This window comes from Kribbella kalugense (genome assembly GCF_004365875.1).
In the GTDB taxonomy this organism is placed as follows: domain Bacteria; phylum Actinomycetota; class Actinomycetes; order Propionibacteriales; family Kribbellaceae; genus Kribbella; species Kribbella kalugense.
In genome coordinates this window covers 14,581-40,757 of sequence record NZ_SODF01000002.1, presented here as the reverse complement: position 1 = coordinate 40,757, position 26,177 = coordinate 14,581, and the positions used below count along the sequence as shown (strand labels likewise).

Sequence of the window (26,177 nt, the reverse complement as noted above, 5' to 3'; positions counted from 1 at the left end):
TCTACCTTCTCGGACGTAGGACTGGGGATGCTGCTGCCTCCGCCGCCTTTGGAGTGTGCACGTGAAGCGATTCGTGGGGTTCATGGTCCTTGTCCTGCTCGCTGTCTTGCCGATACCGGCGGTGGCGACGACGAAGCCGTACGTAGCTGATCGACAAACGAAGATCGACGTGATGGGGGAGTGGGCCCATCCCGACGACGACACGAGTTTCATCGGGCCGTGTGGGGTCTGGCATCAGCTGTACGGCACCAAGTGCGGCGTGATCATGGTGACCCGCGGTGAGGGTGGCGGGAACGCGGCCGGCAACGAGCTCGGTCCCGACCTCGGCCTGCGCCGGGAGAACGAGGACCGGGTCGCGCACTACCGGTCCGGCACGGTCGACATCTACAACCTCGACCGGGTCGACTTCTTCTACAACCAGAGCGCGCCGCTGACGCAGTACTTCTGGGACGAGCAGGAGACGCTACGCCGGGTCACGCGGGTGATCCGCGAGACGCAGCCCGAGGTCTACATCGGGTTCACGCCGACGCTGGCCGCCGGGCACGGCAACCACCAGCAGGCCGGACGGCTGATCTGGGAAGGTGTCATCGCGGCCGCCGATCCGACCATGTTCCCCGAGCAGCTGAAGGGGCCGCACGCGCTCAGCACCTGGCAGGTGAAGAAGGTCTTCTCCGGCGGCAGTACGACGGGCACCGGAGGTACGACGACGGCCGCGAACTGCACCACCGGGTTCACGCCTACCGGCGTCGACACCGTCGCGGGCGTGTGGACCGGCTACAACTCGCCGTACAAGTGGCCGGCGGGGAACTCGCAAGGGCAGACCACTGGTACGCCGAAGATCTGGCAGCAGGTCTCGGATGAGGGCCGGTCGGCGTACCCGACGCAGAGTCGCGTTATGTACAAGGGGGTTTCGGTCCCGGCCTGTCCACGGTTCGGGATGACGGAATCGTTCGTACCGTTCCAGCCGAACAGCAATCCATCGGCCGGTCGTGACGACGCGATCCTGTTCGGTGCGACCAAACCCGACCCCGGCGGACTGCCGCTGGGAACGCTCGAGTACCTCACCTTCTCCCGGTTCTACAACGTCGCCGGCGAGCCCTTCCAGGCGACCCTGCACCTGCGCGGAAAGCTTGCCAAAGGCAACGTAGCGCTGACCGTTCCGGCGGGTTGGACCACCGATGGACCGAAGTCGGTGAAGTCCGGATCGAGCGCCGACATCACCTTCAACGTCACCCCGGCCGCCAACGCAACGGTCGACCAGAACGCGAAGGTCTCGGCGCTCTACACGACCAAGCACGCGTCCGGCTACACGGACAACGTCGTACGCATCGTCGCCGCCGCCGAGGGACGCTTCCAGCGCTGGGGCAACTGGCAGGAGTACGACGAGTGGCTGCAGAACACCGCGCCGCAGGCTGACCGTCTCGGCCGGTCGCAGGCGATCCAGTCGATGGGCATCGGCCAGACCATCGACGTACCCGTTGTCGTGCACAACTGGTCGACGAAGCAACAGACCGGAGCGGTCTCACTCGACGTCCCGGCCGACTTCACCCTCGACGCGGCGTCCAAGCCGTACGACGTCGCACCCGGCGCGGACGTGACCGTCACGTTCAAGCTCACCAACACCGATACGACCCTGCCCGCCCAGCAGAACGTGAACATCCCGATCCGCACCGCGACCGGTAGTGAAACGCTGACGCTTACGCTGGTCCCGACGACGGTCATTCCGCAGGCGACTCCGGTCGTCGACGGCAAGGCGGATCCGGGTGAGTACCCGGGCCCGACGCTCGACCTCGGCCGGATCTGGCAGGGCGCGACAACCTGCACCGGCGTGGACGACTGTGGCGTTTCGTCAACAGGAGAAGGCAGTACGGCGAAGGTCAGCTGGTCGAACGACGCGCTGTACTTCTTCGTCCACGTCCGCGACGACTACCAGTCGTACGCCGTGACGCCGGCCGAATGTGTCGGTCACTGGCAAGCCGACTCGGTCGAGATCCTGCTCGACCCGCGCGGCAACTCGTCCGAAGCGCTGATGGACACCGCGAACACGTTCAAGCTCGGCATCTTCCCGTTCAGCCAGAGCGGCGGCCCGTGCTGGGAACGCGACGCGGACAACCACCAGGGCTACTCCAGCGGCGCGCTCGACACCGGCAACGCGCCCGGCGTCCAGGTCGCCTCGACCGCACAGTGGGTCGGGAGCAACGAGACCACGGTGCCGCACGCGTACGCCGGTGGCGGTTATGACCTCGAGGTGAAGATCCCGATGGCCGACCTCCCGGCCGCCGTCGACCCGTCCCGGCTCGGTCTGAACATCACGCCGTACGACAACGACGACACCTCAGCACCCGGTACGACGACGTTGCGGCACATCGACATGAGCACGCGACTCGCTTGGTCGGCGCTCGGGTCCGTGCAGTCCGACCCGTACCGCTGGGGACTCGCCACCCTGCCCGGCTACGCCCCGCCCGCGGATCGCCCGACCGTGGCCGGGCCGCCGGACGTCTCGAACCCGAACCTGAACGGCGCCCTGTCGCCGCAGACCATCGCCCAGTCAGCGCGGAACGGCGTACCGATCTCCGGGCGCGTCCCGACCGACGACCTGAAGATCCTGTCCAGCCACGTCCGACCGACTGGGGTCGACCTGGTCACCTCGTCGAAGGGATCCGGCACGGCTCGTGCCTTCCTGACGAGCGGCCAGTTGGCCGCGATCCCGGTCTGGACGACGTCCTGTACGACGGACCCGGCACCGGACTACGGGTTCACACCGTGTGCCATCACCGACGGCGCCACGCCACCGTGGTCGCCGGACATGAGCGGTCACCTGGTCAAGCAGGCCACCCAAGCGATCACCCGCGGGGTCCAGCACTGGACGATCCCGCTGACCGCGGCCCAACGCACGCAGCTGAAGGACCACGGCCACCTGCTCGTGTCCTACGAAACGACGAAGAACGAGGTGCAGGCCTTCGACATCAACGTTGGGCGGTGAAGTCCAGACCGTCGCCGGAGGAGGAGCGTAGCTTCAGGGTCGAGCCGTCGACCTGGTAGGTCACGTCGCCCTTCAGTCCCTTCAGCAGTTGGGATTCCAGCTTCGCGGGCTCGCCGGCGCAGGCCCGGCGGGTGGTGGCAAGCTCACCGAACGTGAGCTTGCCGGTCGATCGCGCGACCGTGCCCTGGAAGTCGTTGCAACCGGTCGAGCCGGTGACGCGTTCGCCGCTCAGCGTCAGCCACGCCTTCTCGGAACCGGCCGTGTGTGACGCGGCCTGGCCGGTGATCACCGAGGACAGCGCCCACTTGGTGCCGTCGATGGACAGATCGGGCTCGACGACCTTCTTGTCGGTCAGTGAGATCGTCGTACTGCCCGCGGTGAGGTCGAGCTTGCTGCCGTCCAGCTTCCAGCTCGGCGTGGCCCGGAGCACGCCGCTCAGCCAGCCGTCCTGCGACTGCAGTTGACCGAGGCAGCCCATCAGGGTCTGCGTGATTTGCTTGTCCAGCGTGAGTTTGCTGTCGTTCGTTGACACCTTGGCCTGCATCGAGTTGCAGCCGGCGTCGGCGACCAGTTTTCCGTCGTCGGTGAACTGCAGCCGCACCCGCGTACCCGGCGCGAGCTGCTTCGGCTTCCCGTTCTCGGTGACAGCGTTGGACAGGAACGTCTTACCGATCAGCGTGGCCTCGGTCGCAGTCCCGGCCCCGGGCGCGGCGTCGTGGCCGCAGGCGGCAACTGAGAACAGCAGCAGACTGGCTCCGGCGAGGGCGATCATCTGTTTGCTCACACTCTGAGGACGCCGTGCGGTACGTTCGCGTTGCGTTAAGTTGGTCCCGGGGGTTGGCAGGCTTGATCACGGTTCGATAACGTCACCGCCGTACGCGAGAGCGAAGCGCATGACATGGCCGGGGAACCGGCCCTCTGGGGAATCGATCGAACAGTTGAGGGCCGCACTGGAGTTCTGGGGCAGCAGGGCGGTCCGTCGAGCACACTAAGGAACTCTTCGCATGCCCCCCATCCGAACTGCCCGGAGCCGCGTGGTCATTCCAGCGGTCTTTCTCGCGCTCGCCGGTCTGGTCGCCGTACCGATCGTCGTGCACGCGTCCAAGGACTCGCCGGTTTCGACCGCGGCCGCCGCGGACAGCACGGTTACCGCACTTCCCAGCGTCGGACGCGTCGAGACGTGCGTCCTGGACGCGTCCTCTGGCTGCACGGTCCTGCACGGATTCGGCCAGAAGCCGGTCGCGATCACCGCGACCGCCTCTGGTCCGGCGATGGTGTCGGTGGACCCGACCCGCACCACCGACAAGAGCTACCGTCTGCGCGCACTGCGTTACGACGGCAAGAAGTACCGGGCCGGCACCAAGCTGACCTACACGGTCCACTACGACTTCACGGCCGTCGCGTCGCAGCCGACCACGCCGAAGCCGACCGTCACGCCGACCACGACGGCGACCCCGACGAAGCCGCCGACCACGACGACTCCGACCACGCCGAAGCCGACCGTCACGCCGACCACGACGGCGACCCCGACGAAGCCGCCGACCACGACGACTCCGACCGCGACGCCGACGCACACCACGACGACGCCGACCAAGCCGCCGACCACGACGACCCCGCCGACCACGACGACGCCCACGTCGACCGGCAGCCCGAGCGCGACCTGCACCAACCCGTCGTTCGTCACCACGTCGACGGACAACCAGGGCGACGGCCGGGACTTCGGTGCGTACTACGTCCACAACAACATGTGGAACAACGACAACGGCACGTACACGCTGAGCGCCTGCAACTACAACAACTGGTTCCTCGACGTGACCCAGCCGAAGCCGGGCGACAACGGCGTCCAGGCGTACCCGAACGTGCACAAGGACTACAACAACGTCGCGCTGTCGAAGATCCAGTCGGCCAAGTTCGCGGCGAGCACGCCGGCCAACTGCCCCGCCTGTGTGTACGACGTCGCGTTCGACATCTGGGTCGGTGACGACCTGAACAACGAGCTGATGATCTGGACCGACAACAAGGGCCAGACCCCGGCCGGCGATAAGAAGGGCACCGTGACGTTCGGTGGCTTCACCTACGACGTGTGGCACGAGAACGGCTACACCGCGTACGTGTCCCAGGTGACGCAGAAGTCCGGCACGATGCCGCTGGCCAGCTTCTTCAACGACATGAGCACCCGCGGCTGGGCCCCGAAGGCGACCACCTGGCAGGTCGACTACGGCGTCGAGGTCGTCTCCACCGGCAACACCAAGCAGCGCTTCAACTTCACCGACTTCTCCATCCAGGAGAACTGACCCAGATCGCTCTCGCGTACCCCGGCGGCCACCGCATCGATGCGGTGGCCGCTTAGGGTTTCTCACGTGATCGAACTCGTGATCTTCGACAACGACGGTGTGCTGGTGGACTCCGAGCGGCTGGCCAACACCATCTTGGCCGGGCTGCTCACCGAGGCCGGACTGCCGTACACCTTCGAGGAGGCCGTGCGGGACTTCATGGGCGGCTCGATGGCCTCGATGCGGCAGAAGACTGAGGCAGAGCTCGGGCGGCCGTTGCCGGCTGACCTCGAGGACCGGTACCACCAACAGCTCTTCGATGGGTTCGCCCACCTCCAGCCGATCAAGGGTGTCGAGGCTGTCCTCGACCACCTGGACGCCCGCGGCATCACGTACTGCCTGGCCTCATCCGGCACCCATCAGCGGATTCGTACGGCGTTGACCGCGGTCGGATTCCTGGACCGGTTCGAGGGCCGGATCTTCAGCGCGGAGGACGTTGCTCACGGCAAACCCGCACCCGATCTGTTCCTGCACGCGGCGGGTTCGATGGGCGTGAAACCGGCCGGTTGTCTGGTGATCGAGGACAGCCCGCTCGGTGTCGCCGCGGCGGTCGCGGCCGGGATGAAGGTCTTCGGGTACGCCGGGATGACCGACCCGGCGAAACTTTCCGATGCCAACACGGTTTTCGACGACATGGCGGCCCTGGCGGACCTCATCGATCGCGCCTGAGACACTGGACGGACCATGTCTACTCCTCAGTCACACCCGGTCCGCGCGGAGGCGGTCGTCGATCTAGCGGCGATCCGCCACAACGTGGCCACGCTGCGTGGCCGTGCCGAGGGTGCCCAGGTGATGACTGTGGTCAAGGCCGACGGGTACGGGCACGGAATGGTCCAGGTCGCCCGCGCTGCCCGCGAGGCCGGAGCCGGCTGGATCGGCGCCGCGGTGCTCGAGGAAGCACTCGCTCTGCGCGAAGCCGGTGACACCGGACCGATCTTCTGCTGGCTGACCACGCCCGGTGAGCCGCTGACCGACGCGATCGCGGCCGGGATCGACCTGTCCGCGGGTGCGCCGTGGGAGATCGACGAGCTGGCCGCCGGCGTGACGGACCGTCCCGCGCGAGTGCATCTCAAGATCGACACCGGGATGTCGCGCGGTGGCGCCGTACCGGAGGAATGGCCGGCGTTGATCCGGGCCGCGGTCCGTGAGCAGGCGTCCGGGCGGATCGAGATCAAGGGCATCTGGTCGCATCTGGCGTCGTCCGACGAGCCGAAGAGTCCGGTGAACGAGTCGCAGTTGGCGACGTTCACCGAGGCGATCGAGGTTGCGGAGTCGTTCGGGATCGATGCCGAGTTCAAGCACCTGGCCAACTCCGGGGCGACGCTGGCGTTACCCGAGACCCATTTCAACCTGGTCCGTCCGGGCGTGGCGACGTACGGCTTGTCGCCGTTCGGGCATGCGTTGCCGTCGTCCGAACTCGGGCTGATCCCTGCGATGACGCTGCGGGCGCGGCTCGCGATGGTGAAGCGAGTGCCGACCGGTGCGGGCGTTTCGTACGGCCTGACCTGGACCGCGCCACGGCCGTCGACGCTGGGTCTGATCCCGCTCGGGTACGGCGATGGTCTGCCGAGGCACGCCTCGAACGGAGCACCGGTCCAGTCCGGCGGCAAGCGTCGTACCGTCGTCGGCCGGATCTGCATGGACCAGTGCGTGGTCAACCTCGAGGACGACCAGGCCGCCGCGGGGGATGAGGTCGTGCTGTTCGGCCCGGGTACTTCCGGTGAGCCGACGGCGGACGACTGGGCCGACGCGGCCGGCACCATCAACTACGAGATCGTCACCCGCCTGGGCCCTCGGATCCCGCGCAGGTACGTAGATAGCGAAAGGTAGACCGGTCGTGTCCAAAGCAGGGCGGACCGCCGGTCTGATCGGAGCCGCGGTCGGTGTGCTGGCCGCAGGTGCCGCGGCCGGGGTCGCGGTCGAGCGGCAGGTGATCGGCCGGCGATCGGGTCAGCGCAAGCAACTCGAGGCCGAGCCGTTCGGCTCGCAGCGCGGTACGCCGTACATCTTCACCGCCGACGACGGCGTCGAGCTGTACGTCGAGGTCGATGAGCTGAAGCGGTCGCGGCGACCCGAGCCTCCGCCGAAGCGGCGGTTCAGCCGCAAGCTGCCGTTGCCGCCCGAGGACCTGACAGTGATCTTCGCCCACGGCTACGGGCTGAACATGGACGCCTGGCACTTCGAGCGCCGCGACCTGGCCGGCATCGGCACGATGGTGTTCTACGACCACCGCTCGCACGGACGGTCCGGGCGGTCGCCGAAGGATCACGTCAGCATCGACCAGCTCGGCAAGGACCTGTACGGGATCATCGAGCGGTTCGCGCCGACCGGTCCGGTCATCCTGATCGGTCACTCGATGGGCGGTATGACGATCATGGCGCTGGCCGAGCAGCACCCGGAGCTGTTCGGTGACCGGGTGATCGGCGTCGGCCTGTGCTCGACCAGCGCGGGCGGGCTGGACGGCGTACCGATCGTGTTCCCGGGGAAACTCGGCATGCTCGCACGGTCTCTCGCGACGCCGACGGTCGCCGCGCTGGCGCGGATCCCGGACGTGGTCGAGCGCAGCCGGAAGGCCGGCTCGGACATCAGCTACCTGCTGACCCGGAAGTACTCGTTCGGCTCCGAGGTGCCGCCGGCGTTCACCGAGTTCGTCAACGAGATGATCGCGGCTACTCCGATCGAGGTGATCGCGGAGTTCTACCCGATCTTCTCGCAGCACGACAAGTTCGATGCGCTCGAGCCGTTGCAGAAGGTCGAATGCGTGGTCGTCGGTGGCGACAAGGATCAGCTGACCCCGTTCACCCACGCCGAGGAGATCGTCCGCCGAGTGCCCGGCGCCGAGCTGGTCGAGGTGAAGAACTGTGGCCACCTCGGCCTGATCGAGCACCACCGTGAATTCACCGCGGCCCTCCTTGGCATGATCGAGCGAGCCGAACAATCCTTGGGACACACATGACCGACTTGCATGTTGTCGACGCGACCTCTGACCACGTGGACGAGATCGTGGCGGTCATTCATCATGCGTTCTCCGCTCGGCGGGTGCTCGACCCGCCGTCGACCGCGTTGTCCGAGAACGCGACGACGGTGGCGGCCGCGATCGCTGAGCACGGCGGGCTGCTGGTTCGCAGCAACGGCGTACCTGCCGGGGCCGTGCTGTTCGAGGTGATCGGCGACGTACTCAACCTGCGCCGCGTCTCGGTCGATCCGCGTCATCAGGGGCACGGCGTCGCGTCCGCGATGGTCGGGTGCGCGGAGGAGGTCGCAGTACAGCGGGGACTGAGCCGGGTCCAGCTGATCGCGCGGGTCGAGCTGCCCGACACCGTCGAGTTCTGGCGACGCCGTGGGTACTCCGTTGTTGAGCAGCAGGACCACAACCTGATCTACGCCAAGGCAATGCCGGTCGAGTTGACGGTGCCGACGGCGGACGACATGCAGGCGATCGGCGCGGAGCTGGCCGGGCAGTTGCGGGCGGGCGACGTACTCGTGCTGTCCGGTGATCTCGGTGCCGGGAAGACCACGTTCACACAGGGCCTCGGGGCCGGGTTGAAGGTGCGCGGTGCGATCACGTCGCCGACGTTCGTGATCTCGCGGGTGCATCCGTCGCTGGCGAGTGGTCCGGCGCTGGTGCACGTGGATGCTTATCGGCTCGGTGGGTTCGCCGAGCTCGACGATCTTGACCTGGACGCGAGCCTCGAGGAGGCGGTGACGGTGGTCGAGTGGGGTCATGGGCTGGCCGAGGCGCTGGCGCCGGACCGGCTGGACGTCGTGGTGACCCGTGGCGACGACGACACCGACGAGACCCGGGCGCTGCGGATCACACCGGTGGGTCCGCGCTGGGCCGCGTCCGGCGTTCGAGTGTCCGTACTGGAGAAGAGCTGACATGTTGCTTGCCTTTGACACCTCGAGCGCGGCCGTCACGGTCGCACTGGCTACGCCGGCCGGCGAGATCGTTGCCTCGTCGACAACTGTGGACGCCTTGCGGCACGGAGAGTTGCTCGCGCCGGCGATCGCATCCGCGCTTGCTTCAGCGGAGATCACGCCGCGCGACCTGACTCGTATCGCCGTCGGCGTTGGGCCTGGTCCGTTCACCGGATTGCGGGTCGGGCTGGTGACGGCGCGGACGATGGGCGAGGTGCTGGGGATCGAGGTCGCCGGGGTCTGCAGCCTGGACATCCTGGCGCGGCAGTCGACGCTGTCGTTGCCGGTCGCGGTCGCGACGGACGCGCGGCGCAAGGAGATCTACTGGGCGCTGTACGACGGTCCGGCCGCGGACGGCAGCCGTCGACGGCTGGAAGGACCTGCGGTCGACAAGCCGGCCGAGGTCGCGCACGTGCTGTCCGGTCTTCCGGTGATCGGCCGGGGTGCGGTGCTTTATGGCGAGGTCTTGGGAGTGCCGACCGACGACGTCGCCGAGTATCCGTCGGCCGAGGTGCTGGCTGAGGGAGTGGCGACCGGGACGCTCGAGGTCGTCGTACCGGATCCGCTGTACCTGCGGCGTCCGGACGTGACAATGTCCGGCGGGCCGAAGAGCGTGCTGCCCAAGTGAGACCTGCCATTCGGGCTGCCGTCACCGACGATCTGCCGGCGCTGGTCGCGCTCGACTCGCTGTCCTTCGGGTCTCAAGCCTGGAGTACGGTCGCGTGGACAGACGAGTTCGACCGGCTGGCTGAGGATCGCGTGATCCTCGTTGCCGACGAGGGTTCGGTGGTCGGGTACGTCGTACTGCTGGTGCCATCCGTTGCGCTCGACGTGGTCGAGGTACTGCGGATCGCGGTGACGCCGGCCGAGCGCGGTACCGGGATCGGCGGGCAGTTGATGACGGCGGCGCTGGCCCGGTGCGCCGGCCGGACGGTCTTACTAGAAGTTGCTGCGAGCAACGAATCGGCGGTCGGGCTGTACCGGGGTTTCGGTTTCGAACAGATCAGCCGGCGGCGTGGGTACTACGGTGGCGGCGAGGACGCGGTGATCATGCGGTGGCGGGAGGAACAATGAACGAGCCCCTGATTCTGGGGATCGAGACGTCGTGCGACGAGACCGGTGTCGGGATCGTCCGCGGGCAGACGCTGCTCGCCGACGCGATCGCATCCAGCGTCGAGGAGCATGCGCGGTTCGGCGGCGTCGTACCCGAGGTGGCCAGCCGGGCGCACCTCGAGGCGATGGTCCCGACGATCCGCCGGGCTTGCGAGACGGCCGGGATCAAACCGACCGACGTCGACGCCGTCGCGGTGACCAGCGGGCCTGGTCTGGCCGGCGCGTTGCTGGTCGGCGTTGCCGCGGCCAAGGGTTTGGCGCTGTCGCTCGACAAGCCGTTGTACGGCGTGAATCACCTGGCTGCTCATGTCGCGGTGGACACACTGGAGCACGGTGATCTGCCGAAGGGCTGCGTCGCGATGCTGGTGTCCGGTGGGCACTCGTCGCTGCTGTCGGTCGAGGACATCACCGACGGCGTGGTGCCGATGGGAAGCACGATCGACGACGCGGCGGGCGAGGCGTTCGACAAGGTCGCGCGGGTGCTCGGGCTGCCGTTCCCCGGTGGGCCGTATATCGACAAGGCGGCGCGTGACGGCGGGGACCGGCTGTACGTGAAGTTCCCGCGGGGGCTGACCTCGCAGCGGGATCTGGAGCGGCACCGGTTCGACTTCTCGTTCTCTGGTTTGAAGACCGCGGTCGCGCGCTGGGTCGAGGCTCGTCGCCGGGACGGAGAGGACGTGCCGGTGAACCATGTCGCGGCTGCCTTCCAGGAGGCGGTTTGCGATGTGCTCACGCGTAAGGCGATCGACGCTTGTAAGGATCGCGGGTTCGAGCATCTGCTGATCGGTGGCGGGGTCGCGGCGAACTCGCGGCTCCGGGCGATGGCGGAAGAGCGGTGCACTGCGGCGGGGATCGCCGTACGGGTGCCGCGGCCTGGGCTCTGCACGGACAACGGCGCGATGGTTGCTGCGCTTGGTTCGGAGCTCGTGCGGGCCGGTCGGGCGCCGTCGCCGCTGGATCTGCCGGCCGATTCATCGATGCCGATCACGGAGGTACTGAACAAGTGAGATGGACTGGCCCGGACGGGTTCGAGGCGGACGACGACGCGGCTCGCATCGATGTCGACGTGGTGCACGGCTTCCTGAGTACGTCGTACTGGGCGCCGGGGATTCCGCGGGAGGTCGTGGCCCAGTCGATCGCGGGTTCGCTGAACCTCGGGGTGTATGCGGCCGACGGGTCGATGGTCGCTTTTGCCCGGATGGTCACGGACCGGGCGACCTTCGCCTGGCTCGCGGATGTCTTTGTGTTGGAGGAATCCCGGGGACACGGGCTGGGCCGGTTCGTGGTGTCGACGCTGATCGATCACCCGGACTTGAAGGGTGTACGACGCTTCATGCTGGCGACTGCGGACGCGCATGAGCTCTACCGGTCTTACGGCTTCAGCGAACCGGCGGATCCGAGCCGGATGATGGTCATCAGCAAGAGCCCCGCGGACATCTACGGCCGATCATGACCTCGCCGGGGGTGGACCTGGTCTGGAATCCGGCCGGGGCGAGCGACCTGGTCCTGCTGGCGCATGGCGGGATGGAGGAGTCGCGGGAAAGCGCCGAGCTGTGGCGCCCTCCCATCCTCCGCATGTGGCCGTTCGCGGCGGCCGCTCGGGACGCCGTACCGACCGCAGCGGTCGGTCTGATGCGCTACCGGTACCGCGGCTGGAACGCCGAGGCTGATCCTGCTGTGGATCTGCGTGCAGTGCTTGACGAACTCCCGCCGGTGATCCGCCGCGTCGTCCTGATCGGTCACTCGATGGGCGGTCGTGCAGTGGTTGCCGCGGGCGATCATCCCCGAGTGGCCGGCGTACTGGCGTTGGCTCCCTGGCTTCCGGAGGGCGAGCCGCTGACCAAACTCCGCGCGCCCGTCACGTTCGCGCATGGGACCGACGACACCATCACCGACCCGCGCGCCACCACCGCGTATGCCAACCGCCTTCGCGCTGCCGGCACCCCGGTCACCGTCTACGCGCTCACGGACGAGACCCATCCCATGCTGCACCGCGCCACCGACTGGAACACTCTGGTCGCCACCTTCACAGCCAGCGCCCTCACGCGGTCGGACTCCACGCCCGCAATTGATGCCGGCACCGAGTCGCTTCCGCAGTATGGGCGGAGGTCTTCGCTGGCTGCCGCGGTCGCGTCGATCGCGCTGGCTCGCCTGCGTCTCCCGGTCACGGAACGCTTCCAGGTGGTCAAGGTGGCAAAGGCCCGGGGGTAGTGCGCACCGCTTGCTCCCCAGGCGAACGGTCAGCGGCCAACCGGTTTGACTGCCAGACTCCTGTACTCAGATGAATCACGGTCGGCCCCCGTCGAACGAACAGTAAAACTTAGTGGCGGGCCTCCGGGGGAGCGCAGCAGCGGACGCAGCACCTCGCCCGCCGGCGAGTCACCCGGAGACCCGCTCGCGAGATCGATCATATGTTCGAATATGCGTCGAGCGCAAGTGCCGACCGGGAGTGGTTCCGACGATCGCGGTGAAGGCCGCGATGAAGCCGCTCGGGTTCGCCCATCCGCACGCGTGCGCGACGTACGTCGTGTCGTGGCCATCGGCTAGTAGAACGAGGGCGTGGTAGATCCGAAGCTGCGTCCGCCACTCGTAGAACGTCATGCCGAGCTCGTCGTGGAACAGCCGGCTAAGGGTGCGAGCACCGGCGCCCGCCGTACGGCCCAGCTCGGCCAGTGAGGTGTTGTCCGCCGGGTTCTCGTGGAGCAGCTGAGCGATCGTTCGCAGCCGGTCGTCGCGTGGCTCGGGCAGTTGCAGCGGCTGCTCGGCGGCTTCATGTAGTTCGTCGACGAGGACGCGCTGCAGGCGAGCGCGGGCGGCACTGTCGTCATCGCGCGGGCTGGTGAGAGCGAGGACGACTTCACGGGCGAGGCCGGACGCCAGGAACACGGCGGGACGATCCGGGACCAGGCGCGCCAGTGAGGCCGACAGGAACACGATCCGCATGTCGGTCTCGCCGTGGGCGCGGTGCTGGTGCATGACTCCGGCCGGGGTCCACGCGAGGCGGTTGGCAGGAACGATCGAGGTGCCGTGGTCGGTGTGGACGGCCAGCACGCCCCGTGCGGCGTACACGAGGTGCCCCTCGTCGTGGGTGTGCTCCGAGCTGAGGCCGCCGGATGCCCAGTAATGCGCGCCCGCAGACGGGAAGAGTTCCGAGCGGAGAGGCTGGCGGTCAACGGGCACAGCTTGTGATTCTACCCGTGAGCGGTCAGGACGTGATCCGACGACAGGAGTACGCCACCGCGTCGCGGCCGATCCGGGTGATGATCAGCGTCGCCGACGCCGAGCCCTTCGGCGAGAGCTTCTTCCGCAGCTGGGCCGGATCGAGGTCGACGCCACGCTTCTTGATCTCCAGCGTCCCAATGCCCTGAGTGCGGACCCACGAGCGCAGCGCTTTCTCCTTGTAGGGAAGCTCTTCTAGCACTTCGTACGCCGAAGCCAGCGGAGTCGGGACGTACTTCGCTGCAGTGACGTAAGCGATCCGGTGATCCAGAAGCCAGCCATCTACCGCTGCGGCCACCGCGGTGACCAGACCGGCCCGCACGACTGCGCCATCGGGCTCGTAGATGTACTGACCGACCGGACCGGTGTCCGCGTCCGGTGCATCGGTGACGGTGACGCCGCTGGGCAGGAGCGTGGCTCGCCGGGAGCCGCCTGTGGACAGCTCACCGGACCACAACGCAGCCTCCTTCACCTCGCCGGCGTCGCTGATCCACTCCGCTTCCACACCGTCGGGGATCGCGTCATGCGGGATGCCGGGCGCCACCTTCACGCACGCGGTCCGCTTCAGCACCTCCAGTACGAACGACCAGGGCGGCGAGTACGCGTTGTGGTCGAACACCCGTCGCCCATCCGCCCGCCGAGCCGGGTCGGCGAACACCATGTCGTACGGCGTGAGGTCGGTGGTCTCCGCATCGCCGACCAGCACCTCGCCCGGCAGACCGAACGCCGCCAGGTTCGCACGTGCCGCGGCCGCCGTCTCCGGGTCGCGCTCGACGCCGGTGACGCGTAGGCCGGCGCGGGCCATGACGATCAGGTCGCCCCCGATGCCGCAGCCGAGATCGACCATCGTGCCGATCGGCGCGGCTGCGATGCGTGCGGCTCGGTGCGTGCTCACCGTGGTCCGGGTGGACTGCTCCAGCCCGTCCGGCGTGAAGAACATCCGGCTGGCATCCGGTCCGAACTTGGTGACCGCTCGGTGGCGCAGTGCGGCCTGCGTGACCGCAGTCGTGACAAGCGTTGCGTCGTACCGGCGTCTGAGCTTTTCGACGAGTTGGAGCTCACGACCGGGGTGATAGTCAGCACAGGCAGCCGCGAGTACTTCGGCGCCCGGTCCGTCGAGCAACGCGGTGACTGTCACTCGGCAACTCTAGAGGGGACTGGAACAGCTCCTGCTCCAGCTTCTGGTTGCCATCGAGTAGAGGCGCCAGTTCATCGCGGAACGAGTCTTCGGGCCGTAGATGCCGTCAATGACCAGGTGATGCTTGCGCTGGACCAGCTTGACCGCCGCCCGGGTGTTGCTGCCGTAGATGCCGTCGACGGCGAGCTTGGTGGCGTAGCAGAAGTTCAGGTTGCGCTGGAGGACCTGGATGGCGGTGTCGGGTTCGCCGTACCGATTGGAGCCGCGGTACGGATCGTCGCCGTACATGAGGTTGCAGGTGGTGCTGGTGCTGGCGTAGATCGACGGCATCGGGATGCCCCAGCTGCGGTTCACCGGTACGAGTCGGGCCGACCGGCACTGCGGCAGGGCGGCGGCTGCCTTCATCTCGGCGGCCGTCGCGTCGTGGGACGCGGTCTGGTCGGCCGGCGCCTTGGGAGCAGGTGCGGCCGGGGGTGCGCCGGCGGCTGGCGACTCCTGCTTCGAGGCGTTGGCGGCGACGGCTCCGACGGCCACCGCGCCGACCGCGGCCAGCACTGCGATCGTCCGGCCGGACAGCTTGGGCAGTGCCGGCAATTTGAACGCCATGGCTCCTCCTCCGACCCGTACTGACGCAACGGTCCCACGGCCGACCCCGTTCGGCCCAGCGTTTGACCACGATCCGTGCCCGGCCGGTCACTGCCGTCCGGAGCGTCTCAGGCTGAGAATCGTTTGGCACTCGAGTTGACCGAGTGCTAATCGCGGCCTAGATTCGGTGTTGGCACTCTCTGTGTGAGTGTGCCAACGGTCCGGCCTCTGACCCCCGCGACGGCAGGGGAGCGCGACCACCATGAACTGCAGACAAGCAAATCGACCGTGGAGGTCAGCAAGTGTCGGTCACGATCAAGCCGCTCGAGGACCGGGTCCTCGTCGCGCCGCTCGAAGCCGAGCAGACCACGAAGTCCGGCCTGGTGATCCCGGACACCGCCAAGGAGAAGCCGCAGGAGGGCGAGATCCTCGCTGTCGGCCCGGGCCGGATCGACGACAACGGCAACCGCGTCCCGCTGGACGTCGCCGTCGGCGACAAGGTCATCTACTCCAAGTACGGCGGCACCGAGGTCAAGTACGACGGCCAGGACTACCTGATCCTGGGCGCCCGCGACATCCTCGCAGTCGTCAGCAAGTGACGACCGCTCGCTGTTCCTGACTGACACCGCCCTGGTGCCGACTCTGGCGCCGGGGCGGAGTCGGTATGGATCAGCGATGTGCTCGTGCCTGCAACGATTAGAGATTTCAGAGAGGGACTGGATTTTTCATGCCGAAGATCCTCGAGTTCGACGAGAACGCGCGGCGCGCGCTTGAGCGCGGCGTCGACAAGCTCGCGAACACGGTGAAGGTGACGCTGGGGCCGAAGGGCCGCTACGTCGTGCTGGACAAGAAGTGGGGTGCCCCGACCATCACCAACGACGGTGTCACCGTCGCCCGTGAGGTCGAGCTGGACGACCCGTTCGAGAACCTTGGTGCGCAGCTGGCCAAGGAGGTCGCCACCAAGACCAACGACATCGCCGGTGACGGCACCACCACCGCGACGGTGCTGGCGCAGGCGCTGGTGCACGAGGGCCTGCGGGCGGTCGCCGCCGGCGTCAACCCGATGGGCCTCAAGCGCGGCATCGAGGCGGCCGTCGAGGCCGTGTCGGCCAAGCTGGTCGAGACCGCGCGGCCGGTCGACGACAAGGGCGACATGGCCCACGTCGCCACCATCTCCGCCCGCGACGCCGAGATCGGCGCGCTGATCGCGGACGCGTTCGACAAGGTCGGCAAGGACGGTGTGATCACCGTCGAGGAGTCGAACACCTTCGGGACCGAGCTCGAGTTCACCGAGGGCATGCAGTTCGACAAGGGCTTCATCTCGCCGTACTTCATCACCGACGCCGAGGCCGGCGAAGCGGTGCTGGAGGACCCGTACATCCTGATCCACCAGGGCAAGATCTCCGCGATCGCGGACCTGCTGCCGCTGCTGGAGAAGGTCGTGCAGTCCGGCAAGACGCTGCTGATCATCGCCGAGGACGTCGAGGCCGAGGCCCTGTCCACCCTCGTCGTGAACAAGATCCGCGGCAACTTCACCTCGGTCGCCGTCAAGGCGCCGGGCTTCGGTGACCGCCGCAAGGCGATGCTGGAGGACCTGGCCGCGCTCACCGGCGCGCAGGTGGTGGCTCCGGAGGTCGGCCTCAAGCTCGACCAGGTCGGTCTGGAGGTGCTCGGTACGGCGCGCCGCATCGTGGTCACCAAGGACAACACGACCGTCGTCGAGGGCGCCGGCAAGGCCGACGACATCGAGGGCCGGGTCAACCAGATCAAGTCCGAGATCGAGCGCACCGACTCCGACTGGGACCGCGAGAAGCTGCAGGAGCGGCTGGCCAAGCTGGCCGGCGGCGTCTGCGTGATCAAGGTCGGCGCGGCCACCGAGGTCGAGCTGAAGGAGAAGAAGCACCGGATCGAGGACGCGGTGTCCGCGACCCGGGCCGCGATCGAAGAGGGCATCGTCGCCGGTGGCGGCTCCGCTCTCGTGCACGCGGCCTCCGTGCTCGACAAGGGCCTGGACCTGGACGGCGACGAGCTCGCCGGCGTCCGGATCGTCCGCAAGGCGATCGTCGAGCCGCTGCGCTGGATCGCCGAGAACGGCGGCTACGAGGGCTACGTCGTGACCGCCAAGGTTGCGGAGCTTGAGGTCGGTAGCGGCTTCAACGCCGCCACCGGCGAGTACGGCGACCTGCTGGCCCAGGGCGTGCTGGACCCGGTCAAGGTGACCCGGTCCGCGCTGGCCAACGCCGGCTCGATCGCCGCGCTGCTGCTGACCACCGAGACGCTGGTGGTCGACAAGCCCGAGGAAGAAGAGCCCGCGGCGGCCGGCCACGGCCACGGCCACGGTCACTGACCTCAGGCAGTAGTTCGACAGCACACACAGAGCACCGCCCGGCAGTCAGCTGCCGGGCGGTGCTCTGTTCTGATTGGCCTGTGCTGATCAGAGAACGTGCCGACACTGACCTGGACACCTCCGTCCACCTCCTCCGCGCTGTGTACGAGACGGCCGGCTATCCCATCAACTGGCCGGCCGACCCAGAGTCGTGGCTGACGCCTGCGAAGGCCGTGGGCTATTGGGTCGCGGAGAGCGATGGGCAGGTCGTCGGCCACGTCGTACTGACGAGCGCCGGTGACGCTGTCGAGGTGGAGCGGCTCTTCGTGGACCCCCAGGCGACCCGTCAGGGCATCGGCCGCCGGCTGCTCGACCACTGCGTCACGACGGCCGCCGAACTCGGGCGGAAGCTCTCACTCGACGTGGTCGACAACCGCGGTGCCGCCGTACATCTGTATCGCCGGGCGGGCTGGCTGGAAACCGGCCGGAGCCCGATCGAATGGGGTGGGGACCAGGCCTCCGAGCTGATTCACTTCGCGGCTCCTTCCGGACCGGTCAGTACTACGGGCCAGTAGTGACAGATCGTGATCAACCGGCCGGAAGGGATCACGAATTGCCACTAGGCAAGGAGAGTTGAGCGCCGTACTATCTTGCAGGCTGGCCGGTCTGACACGAGGGGGCGAGGGGTGACCGAGGTACGAGTACCTGACACCCACGACCGGGTCGAGCTCAGGGATCTAGCCGCATTGGCCGGCGACGGGGACCGAACAGCTCTCAACGACCTGCTCACCAGGGTGCGCGCTGTGGCGCACCGATACGTACGGTCCCGCTTGTGGACCTATCCCGGCGGCGCCGACATGGTCGACGACGTCGCACAAGAGGTTTGTGTCGCGGTATTCGGCGCGCTGGGCCGGTACCGGGACGAGGGGAGGCCTTTCGAGGCTTTCGTCTACGGCATCGCGGCCCGCAAGGTCGCCGATGCCCAGCGTGCGTTCGCGGTGGCCGACGTTTCGACGCCGGACCTGCCGGACGGCGCGGACGAGTCACCGACGCCGGAGGAGCACGCGGTCCGGCATTCGGAGGTTCAGCACATCATGGGGTTGCTGGACAAACTGCCGGAGAAGCTGCGGGAGATCCTGCGGCTCCGGGTGGTAGCGGGGATGTCAGCCGAGGAGACCGGCCGGGCACTGGGGATGACACCGGGGGCGGTGAGGGTCGCACAGCATCGGGCGTTGAACACGCTCAGGGGGTTTGTGGGGCATGAAGCACAGCTGGAACGAGGAAGAGCAGGGGAGGGGCATCATGGCTGACCGTTTCGACTTGGACGCGATCGAGGCTGATGACGCGCTGCTCGATCTGCTCGCCGCCGGTGGGGAGTCCGCCCGTGCGGCGGGCGAGTACGACTCGGCAGTCCAACTGCTGGCCGATCTACGGCTGGCAGTGGAGGTCGAGGACGAGCTCCCGGTAGAGACCATCGACGATCCGGAGAGCTTCCTGGCGCGTTGCGCCGCGCTCAACCCGATCACCGACCCGTTCGCCCGCAAGCTGGCGACCCGCGGTCTGGCGCTCGGGGTAGCTGCGGTAGCCGCGTTGTCGGTATCGGGTGTGGCCGCGGCGGTGAACGGTGATCCGCTGTCGCCGTACGAGAAGGTCATCGAGAAGATGGTCGACGCGGTCCGTCCGCAGACCAGCTTCCCGAAGGAGGACCTGGACGGCCTGCCGGTCATGGACCGGACCAAGATCGTCAAGGTCGGCAAGAACTACAAGGAGACGATCCAGGCCCAGCACGCCGCCCAGGCCGACGGCAAGGGCGGTGTCACCACTGAGGATCCGGCTGCGGCGAAGGACGACTTGCGGCCGCCACTGGCCAAGCCGGTGGTGGAGGACAAGGCACTGGCGGAGCTCGACAGGCCGACGATCCCGGTTCAGGTGAAGACGGAGGATCCGGGCAAGACGGTGGTCGACCCCACCAAGCCGGCCGACGACAAGACCGACCCGCCGACCGACACCAACGGCGACGGCACGGACACGACGGTCCAGCCGACCACACCGCCGGACACCCCGACGCCTACGCCGCCGCCGGACACGCCTGACCCGACCGGCACCACGACGACGGATCCGACGGACGGGACCTCCACGACGACGCCGCCGAACGTCGAGACCGGTACGGGCGACACCACCGGCGACCCGACGTCCACGCCGACGACGACTCCGACCGGTCAGACCGACGGCACGGGTTCGGACGGCACGGGTTCCGGCGACACCGCGGGGCCAGGCGACACGACCACTCCGGGTGACAGCAGTACTGCGGGCGATGACCAGAAGACTCAGGTTCCGGGTGACGGGGACAACCCGGTCAGTGACCTGATCAACCAGCTCCTGCCGGTGCTGCCGACCCCGACCGGCGAGCCGGTGACGGTCGAGAGCGCCAAGCTGTTCTTCGGCGAGTCGCAGGCGGCCAAGCCGCCGACAGCCAAGAAAGCAGTCAAGAAGGCCGCCAAGCACTCAAGTGGGAAGGTCACCTCGGGTTCGGTCAAGAAGGCCTACCCGAAGGGCAAGCACTCCAGCGGTCAGTACCCCGAGGGCAAGCACGCCGCGATCGCCCGGACGCACGGCTCGACCACCGACGCCGCCGTCCTGACGATCCTCGGCATCGTCAACACGCCCATCAAGTAACCCGCACCACCAGCCCGCCCGCCGCGAAACCGCGGCGGGCGCTGCTGTGGACGGCGGATTCGGGGCCTGGCGGCCGCGCGGATACCATGGGGTTCCGTTCTCGCCGTACAAAGGTGCTTGTTTTACCCATGGACATCACACCCGCTGGAGTTCCCGACAAGTTCGCCGCCCTCGGCCTCACCTTCGACGACGTACTGCTGCAGCCCAACGAGTCAGACGTCATCCCCTCTGAGGCCAACACCCGGTCCCAGGTCAGCCGCAACGTCTGGGTGAACATCCCGCTGCTGTCCAGCGCGATGGACACCGTCACCGAGGCCCGGATGGCGATCGCGATGGCCCGTCAGGGCGGCCTCGGCGTCCTGCACCGCAACCTCTCGATCGAGGACCAGGCCCAGCAGGTCGACCTGGTCAAGCGCTCCGAGTCCGGCATGATCGCGCAGCCGATCACCATCGGCCCGGATGCCAGCATCGGCGAGGCCGACTCGCTGTGCGCGCAGTACCGGATCTCCGGTGTCCCCGTGGTCGACAACGCCGGCGTCCTGGTCGGCATCGTGACGAACCGCGACATGCGGTTCGAGAACGACATGTCCCGCCCGGTGCGCGAGGTGATGACCAGGCAGCCGCTGATCACCGGCCGGCAGGGCATCTCGGCCGACGACGCGATGGCGCTGCTGAGCAAGCACAAGGTCGAGAAGCTGCCGCTGGTCGACGAGGCCGGCAAGCTGACCGGCCTGATCACGCTGAAGGACTTCGTCAAGCGGGACAAGTTCCCGCTGTCCACCAAGGACGGCAGCGGCCGGCTGATGGTCGGTGCCGCGATCGGCTTCTTCGGTGAGGCGTACAAGCGGGCGATGTCCCTGGTCGAGGCCGGTGTCGACGTGCTCGTGGTGGACACCGCTCACGGTCACTCCCAGGCGCAGCTGGAGATCATCCGCAAGCTCAAGTCCGACCCGGCCACCCGCGGCGTGGACGTCGTCGGCGGCAACGTCGCGACCCGGGTCGGCGCGCAGGCGCTGGTCGAGGCCGGTGCGGACGGCGTGAAGGTCGGCGTCGGCCCGGGCTCGATCTGTACGACGCGAGTCGTGTCCGGCGTCGGCGTACCGCAGGTCACCGCGATCTACGAGGCCTCGCTGGCGTGCAAGCCGGCCGGGGTTCCGGTCATCGGCGACGGCGGCCTGCAGTACTCCGGTGACATCGCGAAGGCACTTGTGGCCGGCGCGGACACGGTCATGCTGGGCTCGCTGCTGGCCGGCTGTGAAGAGTCGCCGGGCGACCTGGTGTTCATCAACGGCAAGCAGTTCAAGGCGTACCGCGGGATGGGTTCGCTCGGCGCGATGCAGTCCGGTGGGCTGCGCAAGTCGTACTCCAAGGACCGCTACTTCCAGCACGACGGCGGCTCCGACGAGAAGCTGATCGCCGAGGGCGTCGAGGGACAGGTCCCGTACCGTGGCCCGCTGTCGGCCGTCGCGCACCAGCTGATCGGCGGCCTGCGGCAGTCGATGTGGTACACCGGCGCCCGCACCGTCCCCGAGCTCCAGGACAAGGGCCGCTTCGTCCGCATCACCTCCGCCGGCCTCCAGGAGTCCCACCCCCACGACATCCAGATGACGGTCGAAGCCCCGAACTACTCGGGCCGCTGACCCCGCCTGCAACCCGTTAGGAACACCAGATGACCGAGATCGAGATCGGCCGCGCGAAGCGGGGTCGGCAGGCGTATGCGTTCGACGACATTGCGATCGTGCCGTCGCGGCGGACGCGGGATCCTGAGGAGGTCTCGGTTGCCTGGCAGATCGACGCGTACCGGTTCGAGCTGCCGATCCTGGCCGCGCCGATGGATTCGGTGATGTCGCCGGCCACAGCGATCGCGATCGGCAAGGCCGGCGGTCTCGGCGTGCTCAACCTCGAGGGTCTCTGGACCCGGTACGAGGACCCGACCAGTCTGCTCGAGGAGATCACCAGCCTCGATCAGACGCAGGCCACGCACCGGCTGCAGGAGATCTACTCGGCGCCGATCAAGCCCGAGCTGCTCTCCCAGCGGGTGCAGGAGATCCGCGCGTCCGGCGTGACCGTGGCCGGCGCGCTGTCGCCGCAGCGGACCAAGCAGTTCGCCAAGCACGTCGTGGACGCGGGTGTCGACCTGTTCGTCATCCGCGGTACGACGGTGTCGGCCGAGCACGTGTCCGGCCAGGCGGAGCCGCTCAACCTGAAGCAGTTCATCTACGACCTCGACGTACCGGTGATCGTCGGCGGCTGCGCGACCCACCAGGCCGCGTTGCACCTGATGCGGACCGGGGCGGCCGGCGTGCTCGTCGGCTTCGGCGGGGGCGCGGCGCACACCACCCGCAAGGTGCTCGGCGTCGCGGTGCCGATGGCGTCAGCGGTTGCCGATGTGGCGGCGGCGCGGCGGGACTACATGGACGAGTCCGGCGGCCGGTACGTGCACGTGATCGCGGACGGCTCGGTTGGCCGGTCTGGCGATGTCGCCAAGGCGGTCGCTTGTGGCGCCGATGCTGTGATGGTCGGTTCGCCGCTGGCTCGGGCAAGTGACGCCCCGGGCGGCGGGTACCACTGGGGCGCCGAGGCGTGGCACCAGGACCTGCCCCGCGGCGAGCGGGTCGAGGTCGGCGTGACCGGCACGATGGAGCAGATCCTGTTCGGCCCGTCCTGGGTCCCGGACGGCACGATGAACCTGGTCGGCGCGCTCAAGCGGGCGATGGCGACCACCGGCTACACCGAGCTCAAGGAATTCCAGCGGGTCGAGGTCGTCGTCGGGTGACAACCGGCGTACTGCTCCTGCATGGATCCAGCGGTACGCCGGACTTGGACCGGGTCCGGATCCTCGAGGCCGAAGGGTACGACGTAGTCGCGCCGAAGTGGTTCGACGAGACGATCAGCGAGATCCCGCTGGAGTCGTTCCCGCTCGACGAACTCGCCGCGTGCAACGATCGCCTGGTGGTGATGGGCGTCTCGCGCGGCGCCGAGGCCGCGCTCCTGCTCGGGACCGTCGACCCGCGGATCGACGCGGTCATCGCGATCTCGCCGAGCGCGTACGTCTGGCCGTGGAACCACGGCGGTCGGCAGACGTCCGCCTGGACCTGGAAGGGCGAGCCGCTCCCGTTCGTGCCGTTCGACCCGAGCTGGCAGCCCGACGACGACCCGCCGAGCTTCACCGGGTGGTACCGGCAGAGCCTGCGCACGTACGGCGCCAACGCTGAGGCGGCTCGCATCCCCGCCGAGCGGTTCGCGGGCGAGCTGCTGCTGATCGCGGGTGGCGACGACCAGGTGTGGCCGTCGGTGGACTTCGCCGAGGAGATCGCGGAGACCCGGGACGACCTTCCGACGCGGACCGTGACGGTCGCGGCAGCAGGTCATCGACCGCTGTTCCCCGGCGAGCAGCCGAAGTCCGGCGGGCAACGGATGGCCCGAGGCGGTTCAGATCAGGCCGACCGAGAACTGGGCGCCTTCGCCTGGCGCGACGTACTCCGAGCCTGCTGACCGTCACTCAGCCGGGAGCATGGCGGCGACCACGTCGACACGCTCGATGGCGGCCGACTCGGCGAACAGCTCCGCGGCCGCCGGGCCGGTCAGCGTTGCTCCGTTGGCCTCCCAGTGCGCATCCCTGCCCGCCTCGTCGGCGAACGCGTCGAAGATCGCGAACGTCGTCGGCCCGAGCCGCAGCCCGAACCAGACGACCGCCTGCCCCTCCGCGCGGACGTGGTCCACCGCCGACTTCAGCATCGCCTCGACCTCCGCCACCCGGTCCGGTTTGGCCTCGACCCGGATCAGGAATCCAACCGACAGCATGGCTTTCTCATTTCTGTAGTGATCGCTAGGTTTGTACCGTAACCCACATCTAGATCGATCGCTATAGAATCGAGGAATGAGAACCGGACGTCCCCGCTCGTTCGACCGCGAGGAGGCACTCGAGCGCGCGATCGCGGTCTTCTGGGAACACGGGTACGACGCCACGTCGATCGCCCTGCTCACCGAGCAGCTCGGCATCGGCGCGCCCAGCCTCTACGCGGCCTTCGGCGACAAGCGCACCCTGTTCTTCGAAGCCGTCGACCGCTACCTCCGCACGTACGGCGCCTTCACCCAGCAGGCCCTGGACGAGGAACCGGTCGGCCGCGACGCCGTCGAACGCCTGCTGCGCGAAGCGGCCGCTGCATATACGAGGCCCGACCGCCCGCCGGGCTGCCTGCTGATCACCGCGGCCACCAACTGCTCCCCGCAATCCGCGGACGTTGCCGCCCAGCTGCGCGAGTTGCGTGCCGTCGGCGCCCGCGCGCTCGAGAAGAAGATCGCCGCCGCCGCAAAGGCAGGAGAAATCCCCGCCCGCACCGACGCCCGCGCCCTCGCGTCGTTCTACGGAGCCGTCATCCAAGGCATGTCCGCCCAGGCCCGCGACGGAGCGGCCCGGAAGGATCTCGAACACATCGGAGCCGCGGCCCTGCGTGCTTGGCCGTCCGCTGACAAGCCGGGTTTGATCACGGGCCGCACGGCTTGGTGAGTTCTGGAAGGATTGCGGCATGGGATTGTTCAGCCGACGGAGCAGCAGCCAGGACACGGACAATGTTGCCCTCGCCGCGGCGAGGGAGCGACTGTCCCCGGACGACGTGGATCAGGTGCGGTTCCTGATCACCACCAAGAAGGTCGTGTTCGCGGTCAAACTCATCCATGACCGCACCGGACTTGACCTGAAACAGTCGAGGGAGCTGGTCGACGACATCCGGCTCGGCCGCTACGTGGCACCCACTACGGGTACGCCGCTGGTTCGTCGGCCCGGCACCAACCTGGCCGAACGGACCCGCGCCCTCAAGGCCGCCGGCGACCTTCACCAGGCGACGGCGCTGGTCGTCTCCGAGACCGGCATGACCGAAGTCGAAGCCGGCCTCTTCGTCGGCGCACTCCGCGCCGAGGCCCAGGATCTCTAGCCCTTCACGTAGGCCAGCGACTCCGCGATCTTGCCGTCGCGCAGACGCAGTACGTCGACGCCGCGGACGTGCCCGCGGTCGCCCGACGGCTCACGCCACGAGTACCGCCACCGCACCATCGCCCGGTCGCCGAGCACCACGGTCTCCTCGGTCTCGAAGTGCGGCTCGGTGGTCTCGGCGAACAGCTTCGCCCACTCGGCCCGGACCGCGGCGGCGCCTTCGAAGCGCTGACCGTCCGGTGCGGGTGACGTCGACTCGAACACCACGTCGTCGGCAACGAACGTCATCGCCAAGTCCAGGTCGCCCTGGTCCATCGCCGTACCGAAGCGGTCCAGCACCGACAGCGCCGGACTCCAGCGCGGATCGCGCCCGGACGCGGCGAGCAACGCCTCGGCCGGATCGGTGAACCCTTGCAGGTGCTCCCCGATCATCCCGGCCGAGCGATAGATCTGTTCCCGGTCCGCGAACCAGGTGCCGACCTCGTCGACGAGCGCTGCGTCCATCCGCGGCGGTACGCCAATCGCCACCGCCAGGTCCCACCCGTGGATCAGATGGTCCGCGGCGAGCTGGCGCAGGTACTCGTGCGGATCCTCGTCGCCGTACGACAGGTGCACCTTGTCGATCGCGGCGGCCGCTGCCACGTCGGCCTCGCGGGCCGCGAACGTTGCTGTCGCCACCGGATCGTCCCCGAGCAGGTCACCGTCGAGTGTGTCGCCGACCTCGGCGATCGTCTTGCCGGCCATCAGCGGCACGGCCCAGCGCTCCTCGCCGACGACATGGTTCACCAGCGCCCGGACATCCCAGTCCGAGCACGGCGTCGGCGCCGACCACTGATCGGCTCGCACCCCGGCGACCAGCTCCGCGAAGGCCTTCACCGTGCGGTTGTGCAGTTCCACCACATCCATGACTCCCCCTCTCAGCGTCAGCGTCCACCTGCGGAGAGGGCGGGTCA

General features: G+C 68.2%; 27 protein-coding genes. 21 read left to right on the top strand and 6 right to left on the bottom strand.

All coding sequences use genetic code 11. The features are described from left to right. Positions 1 to 61: 61 nt before the first annotated feature. Positions 62 to 2,983 carry a PIG-L family deacetylase gene (locus EV650_RS17690; protein WP_238174294.1) on the top strand — a complete coding sequence of 974 codons (2,922 nt, stop codon included), beginning with the start codon at positions 62 to 64 and terminating at the stop codon, positions 2,981 to 2,983. Here EV650_RS17690 and EV650_RS17685 read toward each other — a convergent pair. Beyond that, positions 2,967 to 3,767, bottom strand: coding sequence for an META domain-containing protein (locus EV650_RS17685; RefSeq protein ID WP_238174293.1), 801 nt, complete (start codon positions 3,765 to 3,767; stop codon positions 2,967 to 2,969). The genes EV650_RS17690 and EV650_RS17685 overlap by 17 nt on opposite strands. 220 nt (positions 3,768 to 3,987) lie before the next feature. Between EV650_RS17685 and EV650_RS17680 the strand changes: the two genes are divergently transcribed. The 10 genes from EV650_RS17680 to EV650_RS17635 all read left to right on the top strand — a co-directional run bounded on the left by EV650_RS17680 (position 3,988) and on the right by EV650_RS17635 (position 12,558). Further along, on the top strand, positions 3,988 to 5,277 hold the full coding sequence (locus EV650_RS17680; RefSeq protein WP_134120165.1) for a GH12 family glycosyl hydrolase domain-containing protein: 1,290 nt from the start codon (positions 3,988 to 3,990) through the stop codon (positions 5,275 to 5,277). Between the two features lie 66 nt (positions 5,278 to 5,343). Beyond that, entirely contained in the window at positions 5,344 to 5,985 is a 642-nt protein-coding gene (locus tag EV650_RS17675) for an HAD family hydrolase (RefSeq protein ID WP_238174292.1), read from the top strand. A 15-nt stretch (positions 5,986 to 6,000) separates the two neighbouring features. Beyond that, the gene (alr, locus tag EV650_RS17670; protein WP_134120163.1) at positions 6,001 to 7,146 is read left to right on the top strand and encodes an alanine racemase; all 1,146 of its coding nucleotides are present in this window, start codon (positions 6,001 to 6,003) and stop codon (positions 7,144 to 7,146) included. 7 nt (positions 7,147 to 7,153) lie between these two features. Continuing rightward, a complete protein-coding gene (locus tag EV650_RS17665) occupies positions 7,154 to 8,272 on the top strand; it encodes an alpha/beta fold hydrolase (protein WP_134120162.1) in 1,119 nt (372 codons plus the stop codon). Then, on the top strand, positions 8,269 to 9,195 hold the full coding sequence (gene tsaE, locus EV650_RS17660; protein ID WP_134120161.1) for a tRNA (adenosine(37)-N6)-threonylcarbamoyltransferase complex ATPase subunit type 1 TsaE: 927 nt from the start codon (positions 8,269 to 8,271) through the stop codon (positions 9,193 to 9,195). The genes EV650_RS17665 and tsaE overlap by 4 nt, the downstream gene beginning before the upstream one ends. A 1-nt stretch (position 9,196) precedes the next feature. After that, the gene (tsaB, locus tag EV650_RS17655; protein WP_134120160.1) at positions 9,197 to 9,862 is read left to right on the top strand and encodes a tRNA (adenosine(37)-N6)-threonylcarbamoyltransferase complex dimerization subunit type 1 TsaB; all 666 of its coding nucleotides are present in this window, start codon (positions 9,197 to 9,199) and stop codon (positions 9,860 to 9,862) included. After that, a complete protein-coding gene (locus EV650_RS17650) occupies positions 9,859 to 10,308 on the top strand; it encodes a GNAT family N-acetyltransferase (protein ID WP_134120159.1) in 450 nt (149 codons plus the stop codon). The genes tsaB and EV650_RS17650 overlap by 4 nt, the downstream gene beginning before the upstream one ends. After that, the gene (gene tsaD / locus EV650_RS17645) at positions 10,305 to 11,354 is read left to right on the top strand and encodes a tRNA (adenosine(37)-N6)-threonylcarbamoyltransferase complex transferase subunit TsaD (RefSeq protein ID WP_134120158.1); all 1,050 of its coding nucleotides are present in this window, start codon (positions 10,305 to 10,307) and stop codon (positions 11,352 to 11,354) included. Before EV650_RS17650 ends, tsaD begins: the two co-directional genes overlap by 4 nt. Then, positions 11,351 to 11,800: a GNAT family N-acetyltransferase gene (locus EV650_RS17640; protein WP_134120157.1), complete on the top strand. Its 450-nt coding sequence runs from the start codon at positions 11,351 to 11,353 to the stop codon at positions 11,798 to 11,800. Before tsaD ends, EV650_RS17640 begins: the two co-directional genes overlap by 4 nt. After that, complete coding sequence (locus EV650_RS17635) at positions 11,797 to 12,558, top strand: dienelactone hydrolase family protein (protein WP_134120156.1); 762 nt, start codon at positions 11,797 to 11,799, stop codon at positions 12,556 to 12,558. Before EV650_RS17640 ends, EV650_RS17635 begins: the two co-directional genes overlap by 4 nt. 168 nt (positions 12,559 to 12,726) lie before the next feature. Here the strand turns inward: EV650_RS17635 and EV650_RS17630 are convergent, their stop codons facing one another. From EV650_RS17630 to EV650_RS17620, 3 genes are read right to left on the bottom strand one after another with little or no spacing between them, the layout of a single operon-like run. Then, complete coding sequence (locus EV650_RS17630; RefSeq protein WP_134120155.1) at positions 12,727 to 13,527, bottom strand: AraC family transcriptional regulator; 801 nt, start codon at positions 13,525 to 13,527, stop codon at positions 12,727 to 12,729. Between the two features lie 25 nt (positions 13,528 to 13,552). Further along, positions 13,553 to 14,704 (bottom strand): class I SAM-dependent methyltransferase, encoded by a 1,152-nt coding sequence (locus EV650_RS17625; protein WP_134120154.1) that lies wholly within the window; start codon positions 14,702 to 14,704, stop codon positions 13,553 to 13,555. A gap of 9 nt (positions 14,705 to 14,713) precedes the next feature. Further along, positions 14,714 to 15,310: a peptidoglycan-binding domain-containing protein gene (locus EV650_RS17620; protein ID WP_134120153.1), complete on the bottom strand. Its 597-nt coding sequence runs from the start codon at positions 15,308 to 15,310 to the stop codon at positions 14,714 to 14,716. 281 nt (positions 15,311 to 15,591) lie between these two features. Here EV650_RS17620 and groES point away from each other — a divergent pair, with 281 nt between their 5' ends. The 8 genes from groES to EV650_RS17580 all read left to right on the top strand — a co-directional run bounded on the left by groES (position 15,592) and on the right by EV650_RS17580 (position 23,786). Further along, on the top strand, positions 15,592 to 15,888 hold the full coding sequence (gene groES / locus EV650_RS17615; protein WP_130384566.1) for a co-chaperone GroES: 297 nt from the start codon (positions 15,592 to 15,594) through the stop codon (positions 15,886 to 15,888). Positions 15,889 to 16,016: 128 nt separating this feature from the next. Then, positions 16,017 to 17,636 carry a chaperonin GroEL gene (gene groL, locus EV650_RS17610; RefSeq protein ID WP_134120152.1) on the top strand — a complete coding sequence of 540 codons (1,620 nt, stop codon included), beginning with the start codon at positions 16,017 to 16,019 and terminating at the stop codon, positions 17,634 to 17,636. Positions 17,637 to 17,716: 80 nt separating this feature from the next. Beyond that, complete coding sequence (locus EV650_RS17605; protein ID WP_238174291.1) at positions 17,717 to 18,190, top strand: GNAT family N-acetyltransferase; 474 nt, start codon at positions 17,717 to 17,719, stop codon at positions 18,188 to 18,190. A 111-nt stretch (positions 18,191 to 18,301) separates the two neighbouring features. Next, positions 18,302 to 18,925: an RNA polymerase sigma factor ShbA gene (gene shbA, locus EV650_RS17600; protein ID WP_134120151.1), complete on the top strand. Its 624-nt coding sequence runs from the start codon at positions 18,302 to 18,304 to the stop codon at positions 18,923 to 18,925. Continuing rightward, positions 18,918 to 20,291, top strand: a complete 1,374-nt coding sequence (locus tag EV650_RS17595; protein WP_134120150.1) for a hypothetical protein — start codon at positions 18,918 to 18,920, stop codon at positions 20,289 to 20,291. Before shbA ends, EV650_RS17595 begins: the two co-directional genes overlap by 8 nt. 128 nt (positions 20,292 to 20,419) lie before the next feature. Further along, entirely contained in the window at positions 20,420 to 21,931 is a 1,512-nt protein-coding gene (gene guaB / locus EV650_RS17590; protein WP_134120149.1) for an IMP dehydrogenase, read from the top strand. 29 nt (positions 21,932 to 21,960) lie between these two features. Next, positions 21,961 to 23,067: a GuaB3 family IMP dehydrogenase-related protein gene (locus tag EV650_RS17585; RefSeq protein WP_134120148.1), complete on the top strand. Its 1,107-nt coding sequence runs from the start codon at positions 21,961 to 21,963 to the stop codon at positions 23,065 to 23,067. Then, positions 23,064 to 23,786 (top strand): acyl-CoA thioester hydrolase/BAAT C-terminal domain-containing protein, encoded by a 723-nt coding sequence (locus tag EV650_RS17580; RefSeq protein WP_134120147.1) that lies wholly within the window; start codon positions 23,064 to 23,066, stop codon positions 23,784 to 23,786. Before EV650_RS17585 ends, EV650_RS17580 begins: the two co-directional genes overlap by 4 nt. Before the next feature lie 3 nt (positions 23,787 to 23,789). Here EV650_RS17580 and EV650_RS17575 read toward each other — a convergent pair whose 3' ends face one another. After that, the gene (locus tag EV650_RS17575; protein ID WP_134120146.1) at positions 23,790 to 24,095 is read right to left on the bottom strand and encodes a putative quinol monooxygenase; all 306 of its coding nucleotides are present in this window, start codon (positions 24,093 to 24,095) and stop codon (positions 23,790 to 23,792) included. Positions 24,096 to 24,171: 76 nt separating this feature from the next. On the opposite strand from EV650_RS17575, the gene EV650_RS17570 reads away from it, so the two are divergent. After that, complete coding sequence (locus EV650_RS17570) at positions 24,172 to 24,801, top strand: TetR/AcrR family transcriptional regulator (protein WP_134120145.1); 630 nt, start codon at positions 24,172 to 24,174, stop codon at positions 24,799 to 24,801. 19 nt (positions 24,802 to 24,820) lie between these two features. Beyond that, positions 24,821 to 25,225, top strand: a complete 405-nt coding sequence (locus EV650_RS17565) for a hypothetical protein (protein ID WP_134120144.1) — start codon at positions 24,821 to 24,823, stop codon at positions 25,223 to 25,225. Here the strand turns inward: EV650_RS17565 and EV650_RS17560 are convergent. Next, positions 25,222 to 26,130 carry a TIGR03086 family metal-binding protein gene (locus EV650_RS17560; RefSeq protein WP_134120143.1) on the bottom strand — a complete coding sequence of 303 codons (909 nt, stop codon included), beginning with the start codon at positions 26,128 to 26,130 and terminating at the stop codon, positions 25,222 to 25,224. The genes EV650_RS17565 and EV650_RS17560 overlap by 4 nt on opposite strands. Positions 26,131 to 26,177 lie beyond the last annotated feature (47 nt).